Here is an 18,450-nt window from a genome sequence, read left to right on the forward strand (position 1 = left end):
TACAATAATTTAGACATCTATCATTTTATCAAGTATAATGTCTGATGTAAAGATATTTCTGAAATGTTTATGTATTCTTTTTGAGGTTTTTAAATATGAAATTTAACCAGTTTAGTTACATCCCTGTTAGTCCTGAAATTGCTTGTCAGGAACTTCGTTCTTTAGGCTTTGAAGTCTCTCTAGATGCCAGTGCCAAAGCCAATTTTGAGGCTTTTGTTCGCAAGCACTTCCTTTTCTTTGAAGATACTGATTTGGCTTTGAAAAATTGGATCGCTGATACAGAGACTGATCTCCTAACCTTCTTCCAATCAGACCGTCCTTTGACTGCTGACGTCTTTGGTTTGGTAGCTCTTCAAATGCTAGGATTTGTCCCTAATGTGGACTTTACAGACAGTGCTGCTTTCCTAGAGGAAATGGCTTTTCCAATTACTTTTGATGGTAGCCTTAATAACCTCCATCAATTGCTAGCAACACGCACACAGTCTGGCAATACCTTAATTGATCAGTTAGTAGCTCAGGATTTGATTCCTGTAAGTAATAACTACGTCTTCTTTAATGGTAAGAGCTTGGCAACATTTGACACTAATCAGCTTCACCGTGAGGTGGTTTATGTCGAAACACCTGTAGATACCGATCAAGATGGACAGTTAGATTTGGTCAAGGTAACTATCTTACGTCCTGATGTGGACTTCCCAGTTCCAGCCATGATGACCGCAAGTCCTTATCAACAAGGGACTAACGAGCCTGCTTCAGACAAGCTTACCCACAAGATGGAAGGTGATTTGCTCGTCAAACCAACAGGTGAAATCTCCCTTAGCCAACCAGAAATCAAGACACCAGAGGCAGACCTTACGCCTATCAATCCTGTCACGAAGGCTCAGGAGCGTTTTGCTCACACAGATACCTACACGCTTAACGATTACATGTTGGCTCGTGGTGTGGCTTCTATCTATGTGTCGGGTGTCGGTACCTTCAATTCTGAAGGCTTCATGACCTCTGGAGACTATCAGCAAGTTCTGGCCTATAAAGCTGTCATCGACTGGCTCAATGGTCGTGCACGCGCCTTTACTAGCCGTAGCAGACAGCATACCATCACTGCAGATTGGGCATCTGGTAAGGTGACTACTACTGGACTTTCATACTTGGGTACCATGTCCAACGCCCTTGCTACAACTGGTGTTGACGGTTTGGAGATGGTTATCGCTGAAGCAGGTATTTCTTCTTGGTACGACTACTATCGTGAAAATGGACTCCTCGTCAGTCCTGGAGGCTATCCTGGTGAAGATCTCGACACCTTGACTGAATTTACCTATTCTCGTGCCCTATTAGCTGGAGAATACCTACGCCACCAAAAAGACTACCAAGCCTACCTCAAAGAGCTAAGCACAGCCATTGACCGTAAGCATGGTGATTATAGCCAGTTCTGGCATGACCGTAACTATGTGCAGTTCGCAGACCGTGTTAAAGCTACTGTTGTCTTTACACATGGTAGCCAAGATTGGAATGTCAAACCGATTAACGTCTATCAAATGTTCAATGCTCTTCCAGACTCTCTTGAAAAACACCTCTTCTTCCACAATGGTGCCCACGTTTACATGAATGCTTGGCAGTCTATTGACTTCCGAGAAAGCATGAACGCCTTGATTTGTCAGAAACTCCTTGGTTTGGAGAATGGCTACACACTGCCTACTGTTATCTGGCAAAACAACCAGTCTGAACAGACCTGGGAAGTTCTCGATAACTTTGGACACGACAATGGTAAAAGCATTCAGCTTGGTGAGACTGAAGCCAGCATCGCTAACCATTATAAAGAGGAAACCTTCACCAAATACGGTAAAGCATACCAAAGCTTCAAGGATGCCCTCTTTGCAGACAAAGCCAATGCCATTACCTTGGACTTTGAACTGGACCAAGACATCCAGATTAATGGCCGTGTCCATCTAGAGCTCAAAGTCAAATCTAGCACAAACCGTGGTCTCATTTCGGCCCAAGTTCTGGAAATGGGTGACAAGAAGTATCTCGCACCTATTCCCGCACTCAAACGCATGAATTTAGATAATGGCCGTCTCTTCAAGGAAGAAGCCTTACGTGAATTGCCATTCAAGCAGGCAAAATACCGTGTCATTACCAAGGGACACCTTAACCTGCAAAATCGTAAAGACCTCCTCACCATTGAGGATGTCACTCCAAATGAATGGATGACTATCGGTTTGGATTTGCAACCAACCATCTACAAACTCAACAAGGGCGACAAACTCCGACTTGTTCTCTATACCACAGACTTTGAGCACACCATTCGTGACAATAGTGACTACGAATTAACTGTGGACCTAAGCCAAAGTCAGATGACATTGCCTTATTAGTCTTTATCGCAAAAATCCCATAGGATGAGAACTCCCATGGGATTTTTTTATTGTGTGGAAATAAACAAGATTTAGTCTTCAATTTTTACGATTCATTTTAATGTTATTTAAACAAATGATGTAGCCAAGACAGTGGAACAACACAAAGATATGCCAGTAAAAATAAAGCATAAAGCTATCAGATTTAGTCAGCGTATAAAAAAGTAAAATGGCAACTAACAAAATGGAGAGCCACAGCGTCTTCTTAAAGAATAAAAAGTATTGATGCCATATCTCTTTATCGCCCAAAGTAACTTTAGATTTTTTGATTAGGAAAAGATGCATCAAAATCTCTGCTAGACTGCTAAGTACTGTTAAAACCAGAATCTTACTTAGAGGAATACCTAAAAAGAATCCCATCCACTCAATAAGCAATTGGGACAAAACAATGGCCGTAATGGCACGTAGATTTTTTGACATAAAACTTAAACCTCACAGTTCTCTCAAACAGAAAGTTTTCACAACACCTAGAAAGTTACCAAAGCATAGATAAGAACTTACAGCATCGCAATTTTTATAGGCGTGTCTATCATAAACTGAATTCTAGCCTCGTTCACTTTGTTTAATAACTTTAAGCACTCTAGGTGTCAGAAAAGCTAGCAAACAAATATCCAAAACAATCACAACAATAATGATTAGACGCCATTCGGCATCTCTCACCGTCAGCAAACGATAAATACCAGCTAAAATTATAGCCAAATGCGCCAAGCCCATACCAGCGTAAATTTGTTTAAGAGTAAACTGTCGTTCTTCAAGTGGACGACGGTCAAGCTCTTGCTTAATCAACAGGGGCAACACAAGTAAAAAGATTGATAGCAATGCCAGAGGTAGCCAAATCCAGATTGGATGCTGACTAGATAGAGTATTTAAAGCTATATTCCCAATGACTACTCCTAGGATTGCTGATACGACACGTAACGAACGTAACACAGCAGAACTAAATTTTTGTAATATCACCATTTTAACTCCTTTTTTACTAGGACTATTTAAACAAATTATAAGGTATTATCATAGAAATGATTGGCTATTATTTCTGAATCTAGAATAGCTAAAACCTCGTAAATATCACATTAATCGTGACAGATTAGAGTAACGACATCACTTCTCATTTCTACAAATCAGCTGACTAAGATCATCAGAGAGCGATGAAGAAACATAAAGTGACAAGGTATAAAATAAAAATGTTCTTTCTTGATGCCAGAAAAATGTTATCACACATTGAATACAGACAGCCAAGATAAATTGTAGGATAAATTTTATATATTTTCTAGAAATAACAGATTGTTCCAATAGTAATCCTCCTTTCACGACATTTTTTGAAGACCCAGACCCTGCAAGTTTTGTCTATACGATAGAAGAATATCCTTCAAACATTGGAAATTCACTCTAATTTTCACATGTTTCATTAATCACTTTCTTATTATAACACTTTTATGCAACGTAAATTGAATAATGTCACAAACGGTTACTATATTTTCTGAATGGTGGGGTTAGAGTGAGCTTTAGAGTCTTTTCCTCTCAAGATAGTGACAAAACACAAGTAATCGGATTATCTAGGACTCAACATTATTTCTTAAATTGTGTCCATTTTTTAAAAAGCAGACTATAAAGAAGCAAGGTTAGCCCCAACAAGTTAATGGTATGGTGGACTGCATCCAAACTTCTAAATAGATTAGCGAGGCCCATTCCGATGAGAATGGTAGCCAGTAAATACGGTTTTGAGTTTTTGAACATACTTTTCTCCTTAAAGTGTTTTTAGCTTTCTGTGCAAAGCTATGATTTTTATTATAGATTGGAAGCCGATAAAAAAGTAGTGACATAAATGTCACTACTTGTCTGACCTTATATCCTTGATAATCGTACACATAAGAAAGAGAAAAAGACATAACCCAATAATATTTAGGCATTGAAGTCCAAAATTCAGTTTTTCTCCCAAGTTATGTAAGGCAACAAGGATGAAGCCCATAGACATCATTAGAGATACTAGGTGTTTTTTAGTCATGATTATAGATACCTTTTATCTTTTAAAATATTTTTTGACTTGCAAATAAGCTAGAAAATCACAGAGGATTAACAAAAGCATTAATACGGCTAGTACTATACGGTCTGTGGTATCACTGAATGTAAGTAATGTGTAAAACTCTACACAAAGCACTAGAAATGAGATGACCAGAAAGACAATGAAGGACTGCCGTATTGTTAACGGATTCACTGAATCTGGACGCTTCTTAAGAATATGGTAGAGCAGCCCATTTACAAAAATGACTACTAAAGCTAGTGCTCCGACTGCTAACCAAATCTCTGGAGAGGTCTTGCTTTTGTAGAGAGAAATACTGGTACTTATAAGGAAAACTGCCAGTACAGCAGTGACGACCCTAGAAAATCGCAATACTCTCGAACTAACATTCTTTAACTTCATGATAAAACACCTAAATTATGAATAACCTCAGTCAGTCTTGTAAACTGAATAAGCTATTACATTAAACTCTATTCCTTTCTGTATTTTTTTATACTGCTGTAAGATCTCAAAAAAGACCTTAGCGATTACATTCTACTGGAGATGTAATACAGTAGCGTCATTAGTACTGATACTTTAAATAGGCGAATATACATATCTTTGTTTTTTCTATTACTAAGATATGCAATCAAATATAATATAATCTCCGCTATTATCAGCAAGAATAATTTTACTTCGGGAACATCAAAAATAAGCATTTGCAAGCCCCGAAGTAGCACATATCATAGTATAACCCCCTGCGGAAACAGGTCCTGCTGCCCATGCCATGAGCATACCACCTAGACAGCCACCAATTACTGCTCCAACTTTCACACCACCAGAAATAATTTCTAGCTCAGCATCGCACATCTTATTATACTTAGTCACATTCATTTTTTAACCTCTCTAAAAGCTCGCTCCGATACATGCTAGCCCACCAGCAACTGCTCCAACATGTGCTCCTACAAATGCTCCTGGAAATGCTGTAACACCAAATGCTGCCATACCACCTGTAAATCCAGCACCTGCGCCAGTTAAAGCTCCTCCAAAGATTAAATCTTTACATCTATTTCCACCTTCAACGTTTGCAAGTGCCTCGAGATCGAGTGTTTCAAAATTGTTCATTGTTTGTGTTGTCATTCTAACAACCTCCTAAAATATTATTTTTTAGCTTTTTTCTCTCAAGCTATGGTTTTATTATAGGGTGGAAGACAACAAAAAAGTAGTGACATAAATGTCACCACTCGATTTTGATTTTTCAGAAATCTTTTCGAATATAGAATCTATGCTCTAAACTAGCTTACTCTCCTTCCATTGCACCTGCTTGTAGGCTGTACATCTTGTGGTAGGTGCCGCCGAGGGCTAGGAGCTCCTCATGGCTACCGTGTTCGATGATACGGCCCTTGTCTAAGACATAGATGCAGTTGGCATCTTGGATTGTTGATAGGCGGTGGGCAATGGCAATGGTTGTGCGTCCTCGACGCATTTTTGCTAGAGAATTTTGAACAATAGCCTCTGTCTCTGAATCTATATTGGCTGTCGCTTCATCCAGAATCAAAATCTTAGGCTGGCTAGCAACGGTCCTAGCAAAGGCTAGAAGTTGGCGTTGACCGGTTGAAAAACTTGAACCTCGTTCAGAAACTGGAGCATCATATCCTTCTGGAAGTTTGTCGATAAAGTGATTGGCATCCACAAACTCAGCGGCCGCTTTAATCTCTTCATCAGTTAACTCCTGATACATGGCAATATTGGATTTGACTGTACCATGATAGAGAAAGGGTTCCTGAAGGACAAGACCAATGTTCTTACGCAGCTCTGCCTGACTATAATCGCGAATATCCACACCGTCAAGAAGAACTCGGCCTGATTGGAACTCATAGAAACGCATGAACACGTTGATAATAGAGGATTTTCCGGAACCTGTAGAACCGACAAAAGCGATGGTTTCACCTTTATTGACAGAGAAGGAAATATTATCCAAAATCTGGTGCTTGCCATCATAGGAGAAGGAGACATTTTCAAAGCGAATATTCCCCTCAGTAACCTTGGCATCTGTGTCTCTCTGCTCAGGCTCATAGGTGCGCTCGTCGATTAAGGCAAAGACCCGACCTGCTGAGACCATCGAGGTTTGCAAGGTTGAGAAGTTCTGTGTCACTTCAATCAAGGGATCAAAGAGACGGTTAATGTACTGGATAAAGGCATACATGGTCCCCGCTGTGATACCCATATAGATGCCACGATAGCCAAAATAAGCCATGAGAACAGCATAGCCCAGGAGCTTCAGCAAACTCATGGCTGGTCGTAGAAAGAGAGAATCCAGTGACATGGAACGGCTAGCATAAATCAGATGTTCCTCATTAATAGCATCAAACTCTTTTTTGAGGCGTTTCTCTTGGTTGAAGGCCTGAATGATGCGAATCCCTTCGATACTCTCTGACAGTTTGGCATTTATATCTGAAAGCAAGGCTCTGGTCTTTTCAATGATGACCACTGATTTTTTGCGGTAAAGGTTAACTAAAAGGACAATCAGAGGAAGAAAGAGTACAATAAGCCCGGTCAGACGAATGTCCAAGATCATCATGGTGTAAAGGGTGGTAACAAAGATAAAGATAGCCGAAATAAAGCTAGACAGAATCCCTGAGAACATCTCACTAATAGTCTCTGTATCATTGGTCAAGCGGGAAACGATAGAGCCTGCGGGAGTCTTGTCAAAGTAAGACATACCCAGTTTCTCCATATTGGCAAAGGCATCCCGGCGAATATCCCTGACAATACTGTAGGACACACGCGCAAAAAAGAGATTTCCCAAATACTGGACTAGCGTCTGCAAGAGATAAAGACCATAGTAACCAATCAGAATCAAGCTTGCCGCCTGATTCATATCATGAAGATAGTGGTCGATAAAGTAAGAGGCCACAAGGGGAATAATACTCTTGATAACCGTTGTGGACAAGAGGAAGGCTAAAGCTAGAAAGGTCAAGAATTTGTAAGGCTTGAGATAGGTCAAGAGACGCTTAAACACAGACCATTGGTTTTGATTAGGCATCATCTTCTTCTCCTCCTTCCATTTCTAACTGTTGAGACTCATAGGTCTTGGCATACCAACCACCCTGAGCTAGCAAATCCTCATGACGGCCACGTTCAATGATACGACCATCCTGCATGACTAAGATAAGGTCAGCGTGCACCACTGCACTCAGACGATGGGCGGTAATGATAGTCGTCTTGTCCTTACGGGTATGTTTAAGATTGTCAATAATAGCATGTTCTGTCTTGGCGTCCACTGCCGATAGAGAGTCGTCCAAAATCAAAATATCTGGATCCAAAATCATGGCCCGACTCATGGCCAGACGTTGTTTTTGACCGCCTGATAGGCTGACACCCTTTTCACCAATGATCGTTTCAAAACCTTCAGGCATATCCTTGATGTCATCATAAACTTGAGCCAACTTAGTCGCTTCTTCTACCTTGTCAAAGGAGAGATCAGGATTACCAAAGCGGACATTGTCTAAAATGGAACTAGCAAAGAGAAACTGGTCTTGAGGAACATAGCCCATCAAGCTACGCAAGTCTGATAGGCGATAATCTCGGATGTTATGACCATTCAAATAGATGGCTCCTTGATTAACATCGTGCTCCCGCAAGAGCAACTTGACAAGGGCGGTCTTTCCTGAACCAGTCTGCCCAACCAAGCCAAGGGTTTGCCCCTTGTCCAAGGTGAAATGAATATCTCTCAAAGTATCCTTATCCTCAAAAGCAAAGCGGTCAATCGCATATTCTAAGCGACCATTTTCAATACTTGGGAGAGGGTGCGCAGGATCTTGAACATCTGATTCCTGCTCCAGAAGAGTTTCAATACGTTGGTAGGACACATTTCCCCTCTGTGTGATATTAAAGAGGAAGCCAATGGCCATCAGAGGCCAAACCAGCATGTCCAAATAGGTAATGAAGGTTACCAAATTTCCGACCGTTATCTGACCAGCCTGAATCATAAAGGCACCGACAAGAAGGGTCAAAACATAGGATGAGCCAACAAAGAGTAAGACCAAAGGATCAAAAAGGCTATCATACTTCATGGTATGCATATTCTTTTTAAAGGTCATCTTATTGGTCTCTTGGAAGGACTGAAGCTCGGCCTTCTGGTAGCCAAAAGACTTGGTTACCTTGATTCCTGATACCGACTCTTGAACCTTATTATTAAGTTCTGAAAAGGCTGCCTGGGACTCTCCAAAAGCTTTATGGGTCTTACGGCCCAAACGACTGGTCGCAAAAGCCATGAAGGGGAGGGGTAAGACAGCCACCAGTGTCATCTGCCAGGAAATGCTGAAGAACATGGTGATTAGGGTTACCAAGGCTGTGATAGAGGCATCCACGGCTGACATGACACCCCCACCAGCCAAGCGGGTTAAAGAGTTGATATCATTGGTTGCATGGGCCATGAGATCCCCAGTTCGGTACTTTTGATAAAAAGAAGGCGACATCTTGGTAAAATGCTCAAAAAGGCGTGAACGCATAATCTGGCCTAAGCGATAAGAAGTCGCCAAGATATACATGCGCCAAACATAGCGCAAATAGTACATCCCCAGAGCTGCCAAAAGCAAATAAACGAGATTCAGAAGCAAGATCTGATTGGTCAATTTTCCCGATGTGATAGCATCAATGACCCGCCCCATAACCATAGGAGGAATTAGATTGAGAACCGAAACCAGACTCAGTGCCAAGATCCCGACAATATAACGACGTTTTTCTAACTTGAAAAACCACCAAAGTTTTGCAATGATTGATTCTTTAAAAGACAAGTTACTCCTCCTATCCTTACAAATGGTTAATAATAGACCTCGTATAAGTCTCGTATGATAAGGTTACTTCCAATAGCGATAGATTGTGCCATCTTCTAACTGAAAGTGACCAATATAAGATAACTTCCCAAAATCAGTAGACTCTGGCAATTGATAAGCAAAGGAATCAAAATTATATACCTTGTTCCCACCATCCATAGAGTAGCTATCCTTATCATGGATAACGGATTCATCTTTCTTAGGGCTCCAAATGCGTCTGATTTCATCAGATGTCTTATACTCTCTGACAAAATTGTACAATTCAAAATTAGTAGCCTCACTGAGATAGCGACCATCGGTGTTGTAGTTGGCTAATTGAGGCTCTCTCTTAGGCTCAGAATAATTCCAAACCTGTCCTCTTTCTCGCATGATATCGGCATCACGGCCACTTTGATAAGTATCTGCCTTAACCATCGTCATTGTTGCTCCTAACGTTAATACGGTGACTACTGTCATCATTAAGTGTTTCATTATTTCTCCAAACGTGTTTATTCATTTTTCCCTCTTTTGAATATGTTGTATTTGTATGATAGAAAATAAGTGAAACCTGAGACGCGTAAGCTCCCAGGTTTTTTACTCTTTAAAATGCGTTTGAATCAGTTTTACAAGAAGGTGGTAGACACCCAGTGCCACCAAACCACCCAAAGTATTGGTCCATAAATCATCTAACTCAAAGACACGATTAGCATCAATGAGAAGGTCTAGAATAACTTGTCCAACCTCAATCGTCAAAGACATGATAAACGTGGCTAAAAGGACCCTTTGCCAAGACCTGAATCTGGGGTACAAGGCTAAAAGTCCTAAAATCAGCGGACTCAGCAAGAAAATATTGGTCACATTTTGCCCAAGCACAAAGACAATCTCTTTAAGACTATCCAACTGATAAAAGTTGGTCAAACTATTGAATGGGGTCAAGAGGACCACCACACGACCAAAATGTTGAATCCCAGGAGTTTCAACACCTTCAACTAGCCCGTACTGGGGTGTCCAACATAGGAGCACTAAACAAAGGAGATAAGCACAAACCAAAACTTGGCTTGCTTGTCTTCCTTTTAGTGTCAGTTCTCCATCCTTATCTACCCAAGTCGTCAGCTGAAACATCTTATTTACCTTCTGATTTACCAGAAGCTTCTGCTACGGCCTTTTGACGGTCACGTTTCATAGTGTTTGAACGCAATTGTCCACAAGCTGCATCGATATCTGTACCGTGCTCTTGACGAACCACGCAGTTAACCCCGTTTTTCTTGAGCACATCGTAGAAGGCCGCCACACGTTCCTTGGTTGAACGACTATATTGGTCGTGCTCTGATACTGGGTTATATGGAATCAAGTTGATGTATGACAACTTACGGATTTTCTTAGTCAAATCAGCCAACTCTTGAGCGTTTTCAGGGTGATCATTGACCTCATTAAGCATGATGTACTCAAAAGTTACACGACGGTTGGTTGTCTGGATGTAATACTCGATAGCTTCAAAGAGTTTTTCAAGTGGGAACGAGCGGTTGATACGCATGATGCTTGAACGAAGGTCATTGTTAGGCGCGTGAAGTGATACGGCGAGGTTAACTTGAACACCTTCGTTAGCAAATTCCTTGATTTTTGGTGCCAAACCAGATGTTGATACGGTAATGTGACGCGCTCCAATGGCAAGACCATTATCATTGTTAATGGTACGCAAGAAACGAAGCACATTGTCATAGTTATCAAATGGCTCACCGATACCCATAACAACCACGTGGCTTACACGTTCACCGTCGCCACGATCGTCAAAGTATTTTTGTACCAACATGATTTGCGCCACAATCTCACCAGCAGTCAAGTCACGTTGTTTCTTAATCAAACCACTGGCACAGAAAGTACAACCGATGTTACATCCAACCTGGGTTGTCACACAGACAGACAAACCATAGTGTTGACGCATCAAAACCGTCTCAATCAACATACCATCTGGCAATTCAAAAAGATATTTAACGGTACCATCTTTAGATTCTTGAACGATACGTTGTTTCAATGGGTTCACACAGAAATTCTCATTCAATTTAGCAATGAAATCCTTAGAAATGTTAGTCATTTCTTCGAAAGATTGCACACGCTTCTTGTAGAGCCAATCCCAAATTTGAGTAGCACGGAATTTCTTTTCACCGTGTTCCATAGCCCAATCAATCAACTCGTCACGAGTAAGACCATAAATAGAAGGTTTGTAGCCTTCCATATCCTCTAACTTCTGACGTTTACGGCGTTCTGGTTTTGCTTGTGTTGTTACTTCTGACATAGTTTAATTTCCTTTTTTTCTGATTGTGAAATGCTGACCATCTGACTTGGTCTGGCTTTGTTTCTTCGATGGGGTGTTTTGACCTTTAGATTTTGGAGCTTGCTTCTGACTCTTCTTGAAGTTAGGCTTACGCTCACGACCACCGTCCTCGGATCTAGATTTGAACTTAGGGCGACGCTTGATTTTCTCAAAGCTTGGACCCTCTTGATCCCTATCTCTTCGTTTGGACTTGTCTGGCTTTTGCTTAGCAGAAGCTTTTTGTCCTTTATTCTTTTGAGAAGCATTGCGCTCTCTAGATTCCTGAGAAGCATTACGACGATTATTAGAACGACGGCGCTTGCGACGAGGTTCTGTCTCCTCTTCAAAGACGATTAATTGCGGCTCTTCATTTTTCAAAATAAAGTAGGCGCAACCAAAGGCACAGTATTCACGCAAATACTCCGACAATCGGCTAATGCGGTCTGTCTTACGCGTATTAGGGCGCTCGTCCTCGTAAAATCCCTTAAGGCGAAGCTGATCATTGGACCAGTCCCCAACGATATAATCATACTTGAGCATGATTTCAGAAAAACGTTGCCCAAAGCGGGTAGCGTCTAAAGCATCCTTGTGATTTTCAAGAACTGTAAACTGACAGGCATCTGATTTCAGAAGATCAGCCACATACACAAAGTCTGGCCCTGGATATTTATTATAATTAAACATTTCTGGCAAGATTTCTTTACGCATGTGCCATCCTTTCTGCTCTCTCTTATTTTCTATCATGATGCTGTAATAAAGTCTCTATATCTTATCCCAATTGGCACCATTTTTTCCTAAATACTTGGCCACAAGTTCCCTTAACAAATCTGGAAAAAGAAGAGTAACTTCCTTTTCCTTAATTGTAGGAAAGTAAGAAGCAAAGTAGTACTGGTCCACAAGGACCAAACTAAACTTCTCATTGGAATCTACAACCCTTCTATTATACAACAAATTACCGTTTTTGTAAGCAAAATTCCCCGTGATTACTTCACCAAATGTCTTCCCTCTAAATCCCATACCTTTAATAGCTTGATTTTTAAGGAGTTCAGCCTTAGTAAAAACTTCCTGACAGATTTCTTTGAGCTCTTGTCCTGTCACGACTAGACGAGCCATCCGCATCTGATGAGGAAGGGCTTCTTGCAGGTCTGCCATGGTCACTTGAGGACCCAAAGTCTTCATGATGAGTCCAGTATTTAAAAGCGTTAATTGGCTATGAGTCTCCTGACAAACAGCCTGCAAAACCAATTGACAGGTCTCATCAAAATCTAGTTCTCGACCTAGATTAGCTACTTTTTTCTGAGCTAAACGACGATGGCCTTCCTCACGCATAGCCTTGATAAAGGCTTCGTCCTCCTTGTCTAAATCCAAGATGTAGGACTTGGTGGGGATAGCCTCAATCTGACACTCTATCAATTGCCCATTTTTCACAGTAAGGTCAATACAGCCAAGATAATAACCATATCTGTCAGCAGCTGCTAAATAGGTTTCATTGACTAATTTGCCCTCTTCAAAAAGGTGATGCGTGTGGCTTCCGATGACAAGATTTACCTGTGGATAAGTCTCTGCAATCTGCTCATCATAACGTACACCTAGGTGGCTAAGAACGACGACTATATCTGCATCCCTTACCTCGGGACGAGCCAAATCCTCTTCCAACCGAGCCATAGGCTCTAACACTTGCCAACCGTTGGGAGCATAGGTGATGTAATATGGGAAGGTATAGGCCAAGAAAGCAATGTTTGTACCTGCTTTAGTTTTGTGGATAAGATAGGGCTTAGCCCATTCAGGTTGTCTCCCCTCATCCTTGAGATTTCCTATGATCGGCTGAAACTTAGCCTGCTCATAAAGACAGTCTAGCTCCTCCTTGGCCAGACCAATCCCCTCATTATTTCCAATAGTCGCATAGTCTATCCCCAACTCATTCATCAGGGCTACATTAAAACGCCCGGCTGTCGCATCAGATAAGGGATGGGACTTATCCACATTGTCCCCAAGATCTACCTTGATCAACTCTCTATCTGTCTGACTCAAATCATCCACAGCTCGCTTGAGTTGTGGATACTGTTCAAAATGAGAGTGTAAATCATTGATATGAAGAATTCGAATCTTGTCTTTCATGACTCCTATTGTAGCACTTTTGCTATAAAAAAACTTGACAATCATTCTGCCAAGTTTTTACATATCTAAATTTTCTTACACCTAGAAGCCAATACTTAGAAACTTTGCTTCTTAGCTTTACGCTCAGCACGCCCCTTAGCACGGTTAGCCGCACGACGTTCACGTTTGCGTTTTTCATCAACCTTCCACTGAATTTTCTTCTTGTAGCCAGGCTTGATTTTTTTCTTTTTCTTCTTAACCAAACCGATCATTTCCGTATCAAGTTTTTGATAGGCTTTTTCACGGTTGGCACGACGGTCACGGTCATAAGTATCTTGAAACTCACCGTCCTTATAGACTTTAGGGTCAAAGGTAATCCCCATCTTTTCAAGCTCACGAATATCTGAGTCGTCACTTGGTTGATAAAGGGTGATGGCTGTTCCTGACAAACCATTACGTCCTGTACGCCCTACACGGTGAACAAAGAAGGACAAATCTTGAGGGATAGCATCATTGATAACATGGCTAACCCCTTCAATGTCAATCCCACGCGCTGCAAGGTCAGTCGCTACAATATACTCAAAATCAAGCTTCTTGACTTGATTCATGATACGCTTACGTTCACGTGGTGGAATACCTCCATGAATTTTTGCAACCTTAAGACCATTTGACACTAGGTAGCTGTGCAAATCGTCAGCACGTTCCTTGGTATTAACGAAAATCATTGCCAAATATGGCTGCATTCCCTTAAGCATCTCAAGAATCTGTTCATTCTTGTTTCGCCCCTTGGTAGATACCAACCAGTTATCAATGGTATCTGCAATAACTGTTGAAGTTTTGATTTGTTCTATGACTGGATTAGTCAAATACTTCTTCAAGAATGGCTGCAATTTTTGAGGAATGGTTGCTGAGAAGACCAAAATTTGCACTTCTTTAGGAAGGCTTGCCGCAATCTTATCCACAGTATCCAAGAATCCCATGTCCATGGTCATATCAGCTTCATCAACAACAAAGGTATGGGCCTTGTGGATAGCCAAGTCACCAGACTTAACTAGGTCATAGATACGCCCTGGTGTCCCGATAACAATATGAGGTTGGGCTACCTTGAGTTTCTCAATCTGACGTTGCTTGTCTGTACCACCCACATAATTGACTACACGAATTTCAGTCTCAGAGTGTTTGGCAATTTGTTTTGTCGCTTGGTAAATTTGCGTCGCCAATTCACGTGATGGCGCTGTAATAACAACTTGAACATCTCCACTTTTTGGATTGAGCTTCTCAAAAATTGGCAAGAGGAAGGTATGTGTTTTCCCTGAACCCGTCTTTGATTCACCAACCAAATCACGACCTGAACGGACTACAGGAATCAATTTCTGTTGAACAGGCGTCGGCTCCTTAAACTTAATCTCATCAAGAGCCTCCTGAATAAATGTTTTAAAATTAAAATCTTTAAATGACATGTTTACTTACTTCTTTTCTATCTAGTCTATCCTTATCATTATAACAAAAAAAGAGCATTTCTGCTCTTTTCATTTATTTCATAACGTTTCCAAGAACCATCCAAAGGGTAATGGCACTTGCAAGCGCTCCAACTGCCCAAAGGAAAGCATCAACCTTCCACTCTGACCATTTGTCACCCTTACCTGAAAGACCACCCAATTCGAGGTGATGGTGGAATGGTGTCATACGGAAGATACGACGACCTTCTCCATACTTACGCTTAGTGTATTTGAAATAGCTGACCTGTAGCATGACAGAAGCTGTCTCAAAGACATAAACCACACCAATCAAGAGTAGCGTCCACTCTACACGTAGGGCAATAGAGATAACTGCAAGCATAGCTCCAAGTGACAAGGAACCGACATCTCCCATAAAGACCTTGGCTGGCTTGTGGTTAAAGACGAAGAAGCCAAGAAGTGCCCCAATCATAGTGATAATGATGGTCAAGATAGCGAACTCACCCTTGACAAAAGCGATAATCCCATAGGCAATCAAGCTGATAACCACAGAGATAGAAGCTAAACCATCAATACCGTCTGTCAAGTTCACAGCATTTGAGAAACCAACAATCCAGAATAGGACAAAGAGAACATAAAAGACACCGAGGTGAATGGTTAATCCACCAATAGCTAGGCTATCTGTCCCATTAGGGAGTACGTGGATAAAGTAGAAAAGCAAACCCGCAATAATCTGCAAGGCCATCTTTTGCCAAGGTTTAAGTCCCTCATTGATTTGACGGAAAATCTTAAGGAAATCATCAAGGAAGCCGATGATTCCATAAATCAAAATGACAAAGAGAATCCCCGCTGTGGCACCATAGGCTTGGTGCCCCTCGCTAAAGACGTGGAGGTTGAAAATCAAGCTAACCAAGATGGCAACTACTAGGAAGACTGTCCCTCCCATAGTTGGCGTCCCAGCCTTAGCCAAATGCTGCTTCACATCTTCATGCATTTGTTGGCCACCGATTTTCTTGATTTTGTAGTAAGTAATAAAGTGAGGCATGGCGAGCACCGTCAACACAAAGGCGGCCACGCCTGCTATCAGACTCATAGTCATCTTAGTCTCCTAAAGTAATGGTAATCTTCTTAGTTTTAGACAGGGCTTTTCCTGCCGCAACACTTTGTTTGGTAACAGTCCCTGACTTGCCACCCTTGTAAGTAATTTTAATGCCCTTCCATTTGGCAAAGGTTTCAACGTTCTTCTTGGTCCAACCATACATGTCTGGAAGTTCTGTGAAGTCATTGGTCATGATAAGAATCTGTTCATTAGCCTTAATATTGGCTTTGGCATCTACAGAAACCTTCTCAATCTTATCACCAACACCCAGAACAATTGGATGAATTAAGTTTTGACGAAGGGTGTTAGCTATCTCACCTGGACTCTTACCGATAATATCGCCGGTTTGATAACTCGTTTCCTCGGTCTTTTCACTACCTTCAGACACAGAAGTATCTAGGGTGTCTCCCATAGACATGGCTTCTTCTAGGACAGGGTTAACCACCGTCGCATAAAAATTATTATCCCAGGTCTTAGGTTCCAGAACTGTTACATACATAACATATTGTGGATCATCAGAAGGAACCATAGCTACAACTGAGTTGAGCGTTTCGTTGGTCCCAACTTTATAGGTTCCTGTCTTTTCATCGGCCACTTGGGCTGTTCCTGACTTAACCGCAACATCATAGTTACCAACCTTAATGATTGGCGAACCTTCAGACTTGTTGTACATGGTACCAAACTCTGGGTCTGTACCAACAGAAATCATATAATTACGGGTCTCAGAAGCAGCCTGCTTGGAAACTGGCTTACCAATAACTTCTTTCTTAGCCGTACGAACAGTGCCTTGGTTGACATCCGCAACTTGTTTGATAAATTGAGGTTCCAGCATAACACCGTTGTTAGAGATAGCTGAAAAAGCACGAAGCATCTGAACCTGAGTCACTGAAATCCCTTGTCCAAAGGATGATTGAGCTATATTAACAGAGTTTCGAGAGACAACCCCTGAAGACTCACCAACCATCCCAAAACGGGTTGGAAGACCAAATTTGTAAAGAGATAAGTAGTTAGACCAAACTTTGTCTCCCATCTCTTGTTCCAACATGGTCATAAGAACGTTACTTGAATAAGAGAACCCTTGGGCAAATGACATGGTACGACCTGTTGAGATACCTTCATTGATTGACCAGTCATTAATTTCAACGTCGTCAACCTTAATACCATTAGCATTACTGTAGGTCACATTCGGGTTAAAGCTGCCATTGTTAATAGCAGCTGACAAGAGCATGACCTTCATGGTTGATCCAGGCTCATACTGGGCTTCGTAAAGACGGTTAACCCAGTCATAGTTCTTCTTAGCCTGTCCCTCAAGGGTATCCGAATTATAGGTCGGACGTTGTGTCGTTGCAAGAATCTCACCTGTCTTAGCATTAACAACTGTCGCTGAAGCATTTACCCCTTGCGTCTGCTCCATAAAGGTATCCATCTGCGTTTCTAGGAAGGTTTGAAGAGGTGCTGACAAGGTTGTATAGATGTTCTTACCATCAATAGCTTCCTTGGTAATGGTTTCCGTACCTAGAAGCGTGTTACCGTTTTTATCCTTCTCATAGATGGCCTCACCATCTGTCCCAGTCAAGAGGCTATTGAGCGAGCGCTCCAAACCAGTTTGACCAATCAAAGAATATGAGCCGTCTTTTTTATTTTCAACAGCTTCGGCACGACCAAGAAACTCTGACGCGAAGGTCCCATTAGGGTACATACGTGACGTTGTTGCTTCAAAGGCCATCCCCTTAATTCCCGCATCTTTAAAGGCTTTCTCTAGTTCTTCTTTAACAGAGTAGGTAATTCCCTTCCCCTTTAGTCCAAAGGAAACCTGATAGGCACCCTTGGTACGTAATTGGGCCAAGGCATCACTCTTTTCAATTCCTAGCTTATCCTTTAAAATATCGGCAACCTTGTCAAACTGACTATCTTGGACATAGAGTTTTTCTTGAGTTGCTGACACATAGCTGGTCGACACAATAGCGTAAATGGCATAACTGGTTGAATCCTCAGCCAAAACATTTCCATTTCGATCGTAAATCGTTCCACGCTTGGCAGCCACTGTGGTCTTAGTGTTATAAGACTTAGCAGCCTGGGTCGACAAATCGACACCAAACTTACTGTCTGTTCCGATAATCACGACAAAGTTGATAATAAAGACAAAAAAGATAAAGATACTGAGAACCATAAGGTTCTGACCAACGTGCTGTCGGTTCTGGGCTGGCTTTCGCCTATCCCTAACGACATAGTTTAGAAATAAATGTTTAAGTTTTCTTAATCTGTTCATTG

At 41.5% G+C, this 18,450-nt stretch carries 17 protein-coding genes; 1 reads left to right on the forward strand and 16 read right to left on the reverse strand.

Annotated features, from left to right (window positions below):
* Positions 1–95 precede the first annotated feature (95 nt).
* A complete protein-coding gene (locus HMPREF3112_RS02655) occupies positions 96–2,363 on the forward strand; it encodes a Xaa-Pro dipeptidyl-peptidase (RefSeq protein WP_048674839.1) in 2,268 nt (755 codons plus the stop codon).
* 78 nt (positions 2,364–2,441) lie between these two features.
* Here HMPREF3112_RS02655 and HMPREF3112_RS02660 read toward each other — a convergent pair whose 3' ends face one another.
* The 16 genes from HMPREF3112_RS02660 to pbp2X form a co-directional block, all read right to left on the reverse strand.
* Positions 2,442–2,822: a hypothetical protein gene (locus HMPREF3112_RS02660; protein ID WP_048674841.1), complete on the reverse strand. Its 381-nt coding sequence runs from the start codon at positions 2,820–2,822 to the stop codon at positions 2,442–2,444.
* A 123-nt stretch (positions 2,823–2,945) separates the two neighbouring features.
* On the reverse strand, positions 2,946–3,362 hold the full coding sequence (locus HMPREF3112_RS02665; protein ID WP_048674843.1) for a hypothetical protein: 417 nt from the start codon (positions 3,360–3,362) through the stop codon (positions 2,946–2,948).
* Between the two features lie 606 nt (positions 3,363–3,968).
* Positions 3,969–4,136 carry a hypothetical protein gene (locus HMPREF3112_RS11385; protein WP_048674846.1) on the reverse strand — a complete coding sequence of 56 codons (168 nt, stop codon included), beginning with the start codon at positions 4,134–4,136 and terminating at the stop codon, positions 3,969–3,971.
* A gap of 283 nt (positions 4,137–4,419) precedes the next feature.
* Positions 4,420–4,821: a hypothetical protein gene (locus HMPREF3112_RS11905; protein WP_048674851.1), complete on the reverse strand. Its 402-nt coding sequence runs from the start codon at positions 4,819–4,821 to the stop codon at positions 4,420–4,422.
* Positions 4,822–5,103: 282 nt separating this feature from the next.
* On the reverse strand, positions 5,104–5,268 hold the full coding sequence (locus HMPREF3112_RS02675; protein ID WP_256262645.1) for a class IIb bacteriocin, lactobin A/cerein 7B family: 165 nt from the start codon (positions 5,266–5,268) through the stop codon (positions 5,104–5,106).
* 36 nt (positions 5,269–5,304) lie between these two features.
* A complete protein-coding gene (locus tag HMPREF3112_RS02680) occupies positions 5,305–5,538 on the reverse strand; it encodes a Blp family class II bacteriocin (protein ID WP_048674859.1) in 234 nt (77 codons plus the stop codon).
* A gap of 160 nt (positions 5,539–5,698) precedes the next feature.
* On the reverse strand, positions 5,699–7,447 hold the full coding sequence (locus HMPREF3112_RS02685; RefSeq protein WP_371106347.1) for an ABC transporter ATP-binding protein: 1,749 nt from the start codon (positions 7,445–7,447) through the stop codon (positions 5,699–5,701).
* A complete protein-coding gene (locus HMPREF3112_RS02690; RefSeq protein ID WP_002891740.1) occupies positions 7,437–9,197 on the reverse strand; it encodes an ABC transporter ATP-binding protein in 1,761 nt (586 codons plus the stop codon). Before HMPREF3112_RS02690 ends, HMPREF3112_RS02685 begins: the two co-directional genes overlap by 11 nt.
* A gap of 63 nt (positions 9,198–9,260) precedes the next feature.
* Positions 9,261–9,707: a hypothetical protein gene (locus HMPREF3112_RS02695; RefSeq protein ID WP_037611931.1), complete on the reverse strand. Its 447-nt coding sequence runs from the start codon at positions 9,705–9,707 to the stop codon at positions 9,261–9,263.
* Positions 9,708–9,809: 102 nt separating this feature from the next.
* A complete protein-coding gene (locus tag HMPREF3112_RS02700; protein WP_070437894.1) occupies positions 9,810–10,337 on the reverse strand; it encodes a VanZ family protein in 528 nt (175 codons plus the stop codon).
* A 1-nt stretch (position 10,338) separates the two neighbouring features.
* A complete protein-coding gene (gene rlmN, locus HMPREF3112_RS02705; RefSeq protein WP_096832658.1) occupies positions 10,339–11,448 on the reverse strand; it encodes a dual-specificity RNA methyltransferase RlmN in 1,110 nt (369 codons plus the stop codon).
* A 63-nt stretch (positions 11,449–11,511) separates the two neighbouring features.
* On the reverse strand, positions 11,512–12,234 hold the full coding sequence (locus tag HMPREF3112_RS02710) for a YutD family protein (protein WP_048790202.1): 723 nt from the start codon (positions 12,232–12,234) through the stop codon (positions 11,512–11,514).
* A gap of 54 nt (positions 12,235–12,288) precedes the next feature.
* Positions 12,289–13,644, reverse strand: coding sequence for a bifunctional metallophosphatase/5'-nucleotidase (locus HMPREF3112_RS02715; protein ID WP_048674863.1), 1,356 nt, complete (start codon positions 13,642–13,644; stop codon positions 12,289–12,291).
* 95 nt (positions 13,645–13,739) lie between these two features.
* Positions 13,740–15,083 carry a DEAD/DEAH box helicase gene (locus tag HMPREF3112_RS02720; protein ID WP_048674866.1) on the reverse strand — a complete coding sequence of 448 codons (1,344 nt, stop codon included), beginning with the start codon at positions 15,081–15,083 and terminating at the stop codon, positions 13,740–13,742.
* Between the two features lie 73 nt (positions 15,084–15,156).
* Positions 15,157–16,179 (reverse strand): phospho-N-acetylmuramoyl-pentapeptide-transferase, encoded by a 1,023-nt coding sequence (mraY, locus tag HMPREF3112_RS02725; RefSeq protein ID WP_048674869.1) that lies wholly within the window; start codon positions 16,177–16,179, stop codon positions 15,157–15,159.
* Position 16,180: 1 nt separating this feature from the next.
* Complete coding sequence (gene pbp2X / locus HMPREF3112_RS02730) at positions 16,181–18,448, reverse strand: penicillin-binding protein PBP2X (RefSeq protein ID WP_049545899.1); 2,268 nt, start codon at positions 18,446–18,448, stop codon at positions 16,181–16,183.
* Positions 18,449–18,450: the final 2 nt, after the last annotated feature.

The sequence above is a fragment of the Streptococcus sp. HMSC10E12 genome (assembly GCF_001807855.1).
GTDB classification, from domain to species: domain Bacteria; phylum Bacillota; class Bacilli; order Lactobacillales; family Streptococcaceae; genus Streptococcus; species Streptococcus salivarius.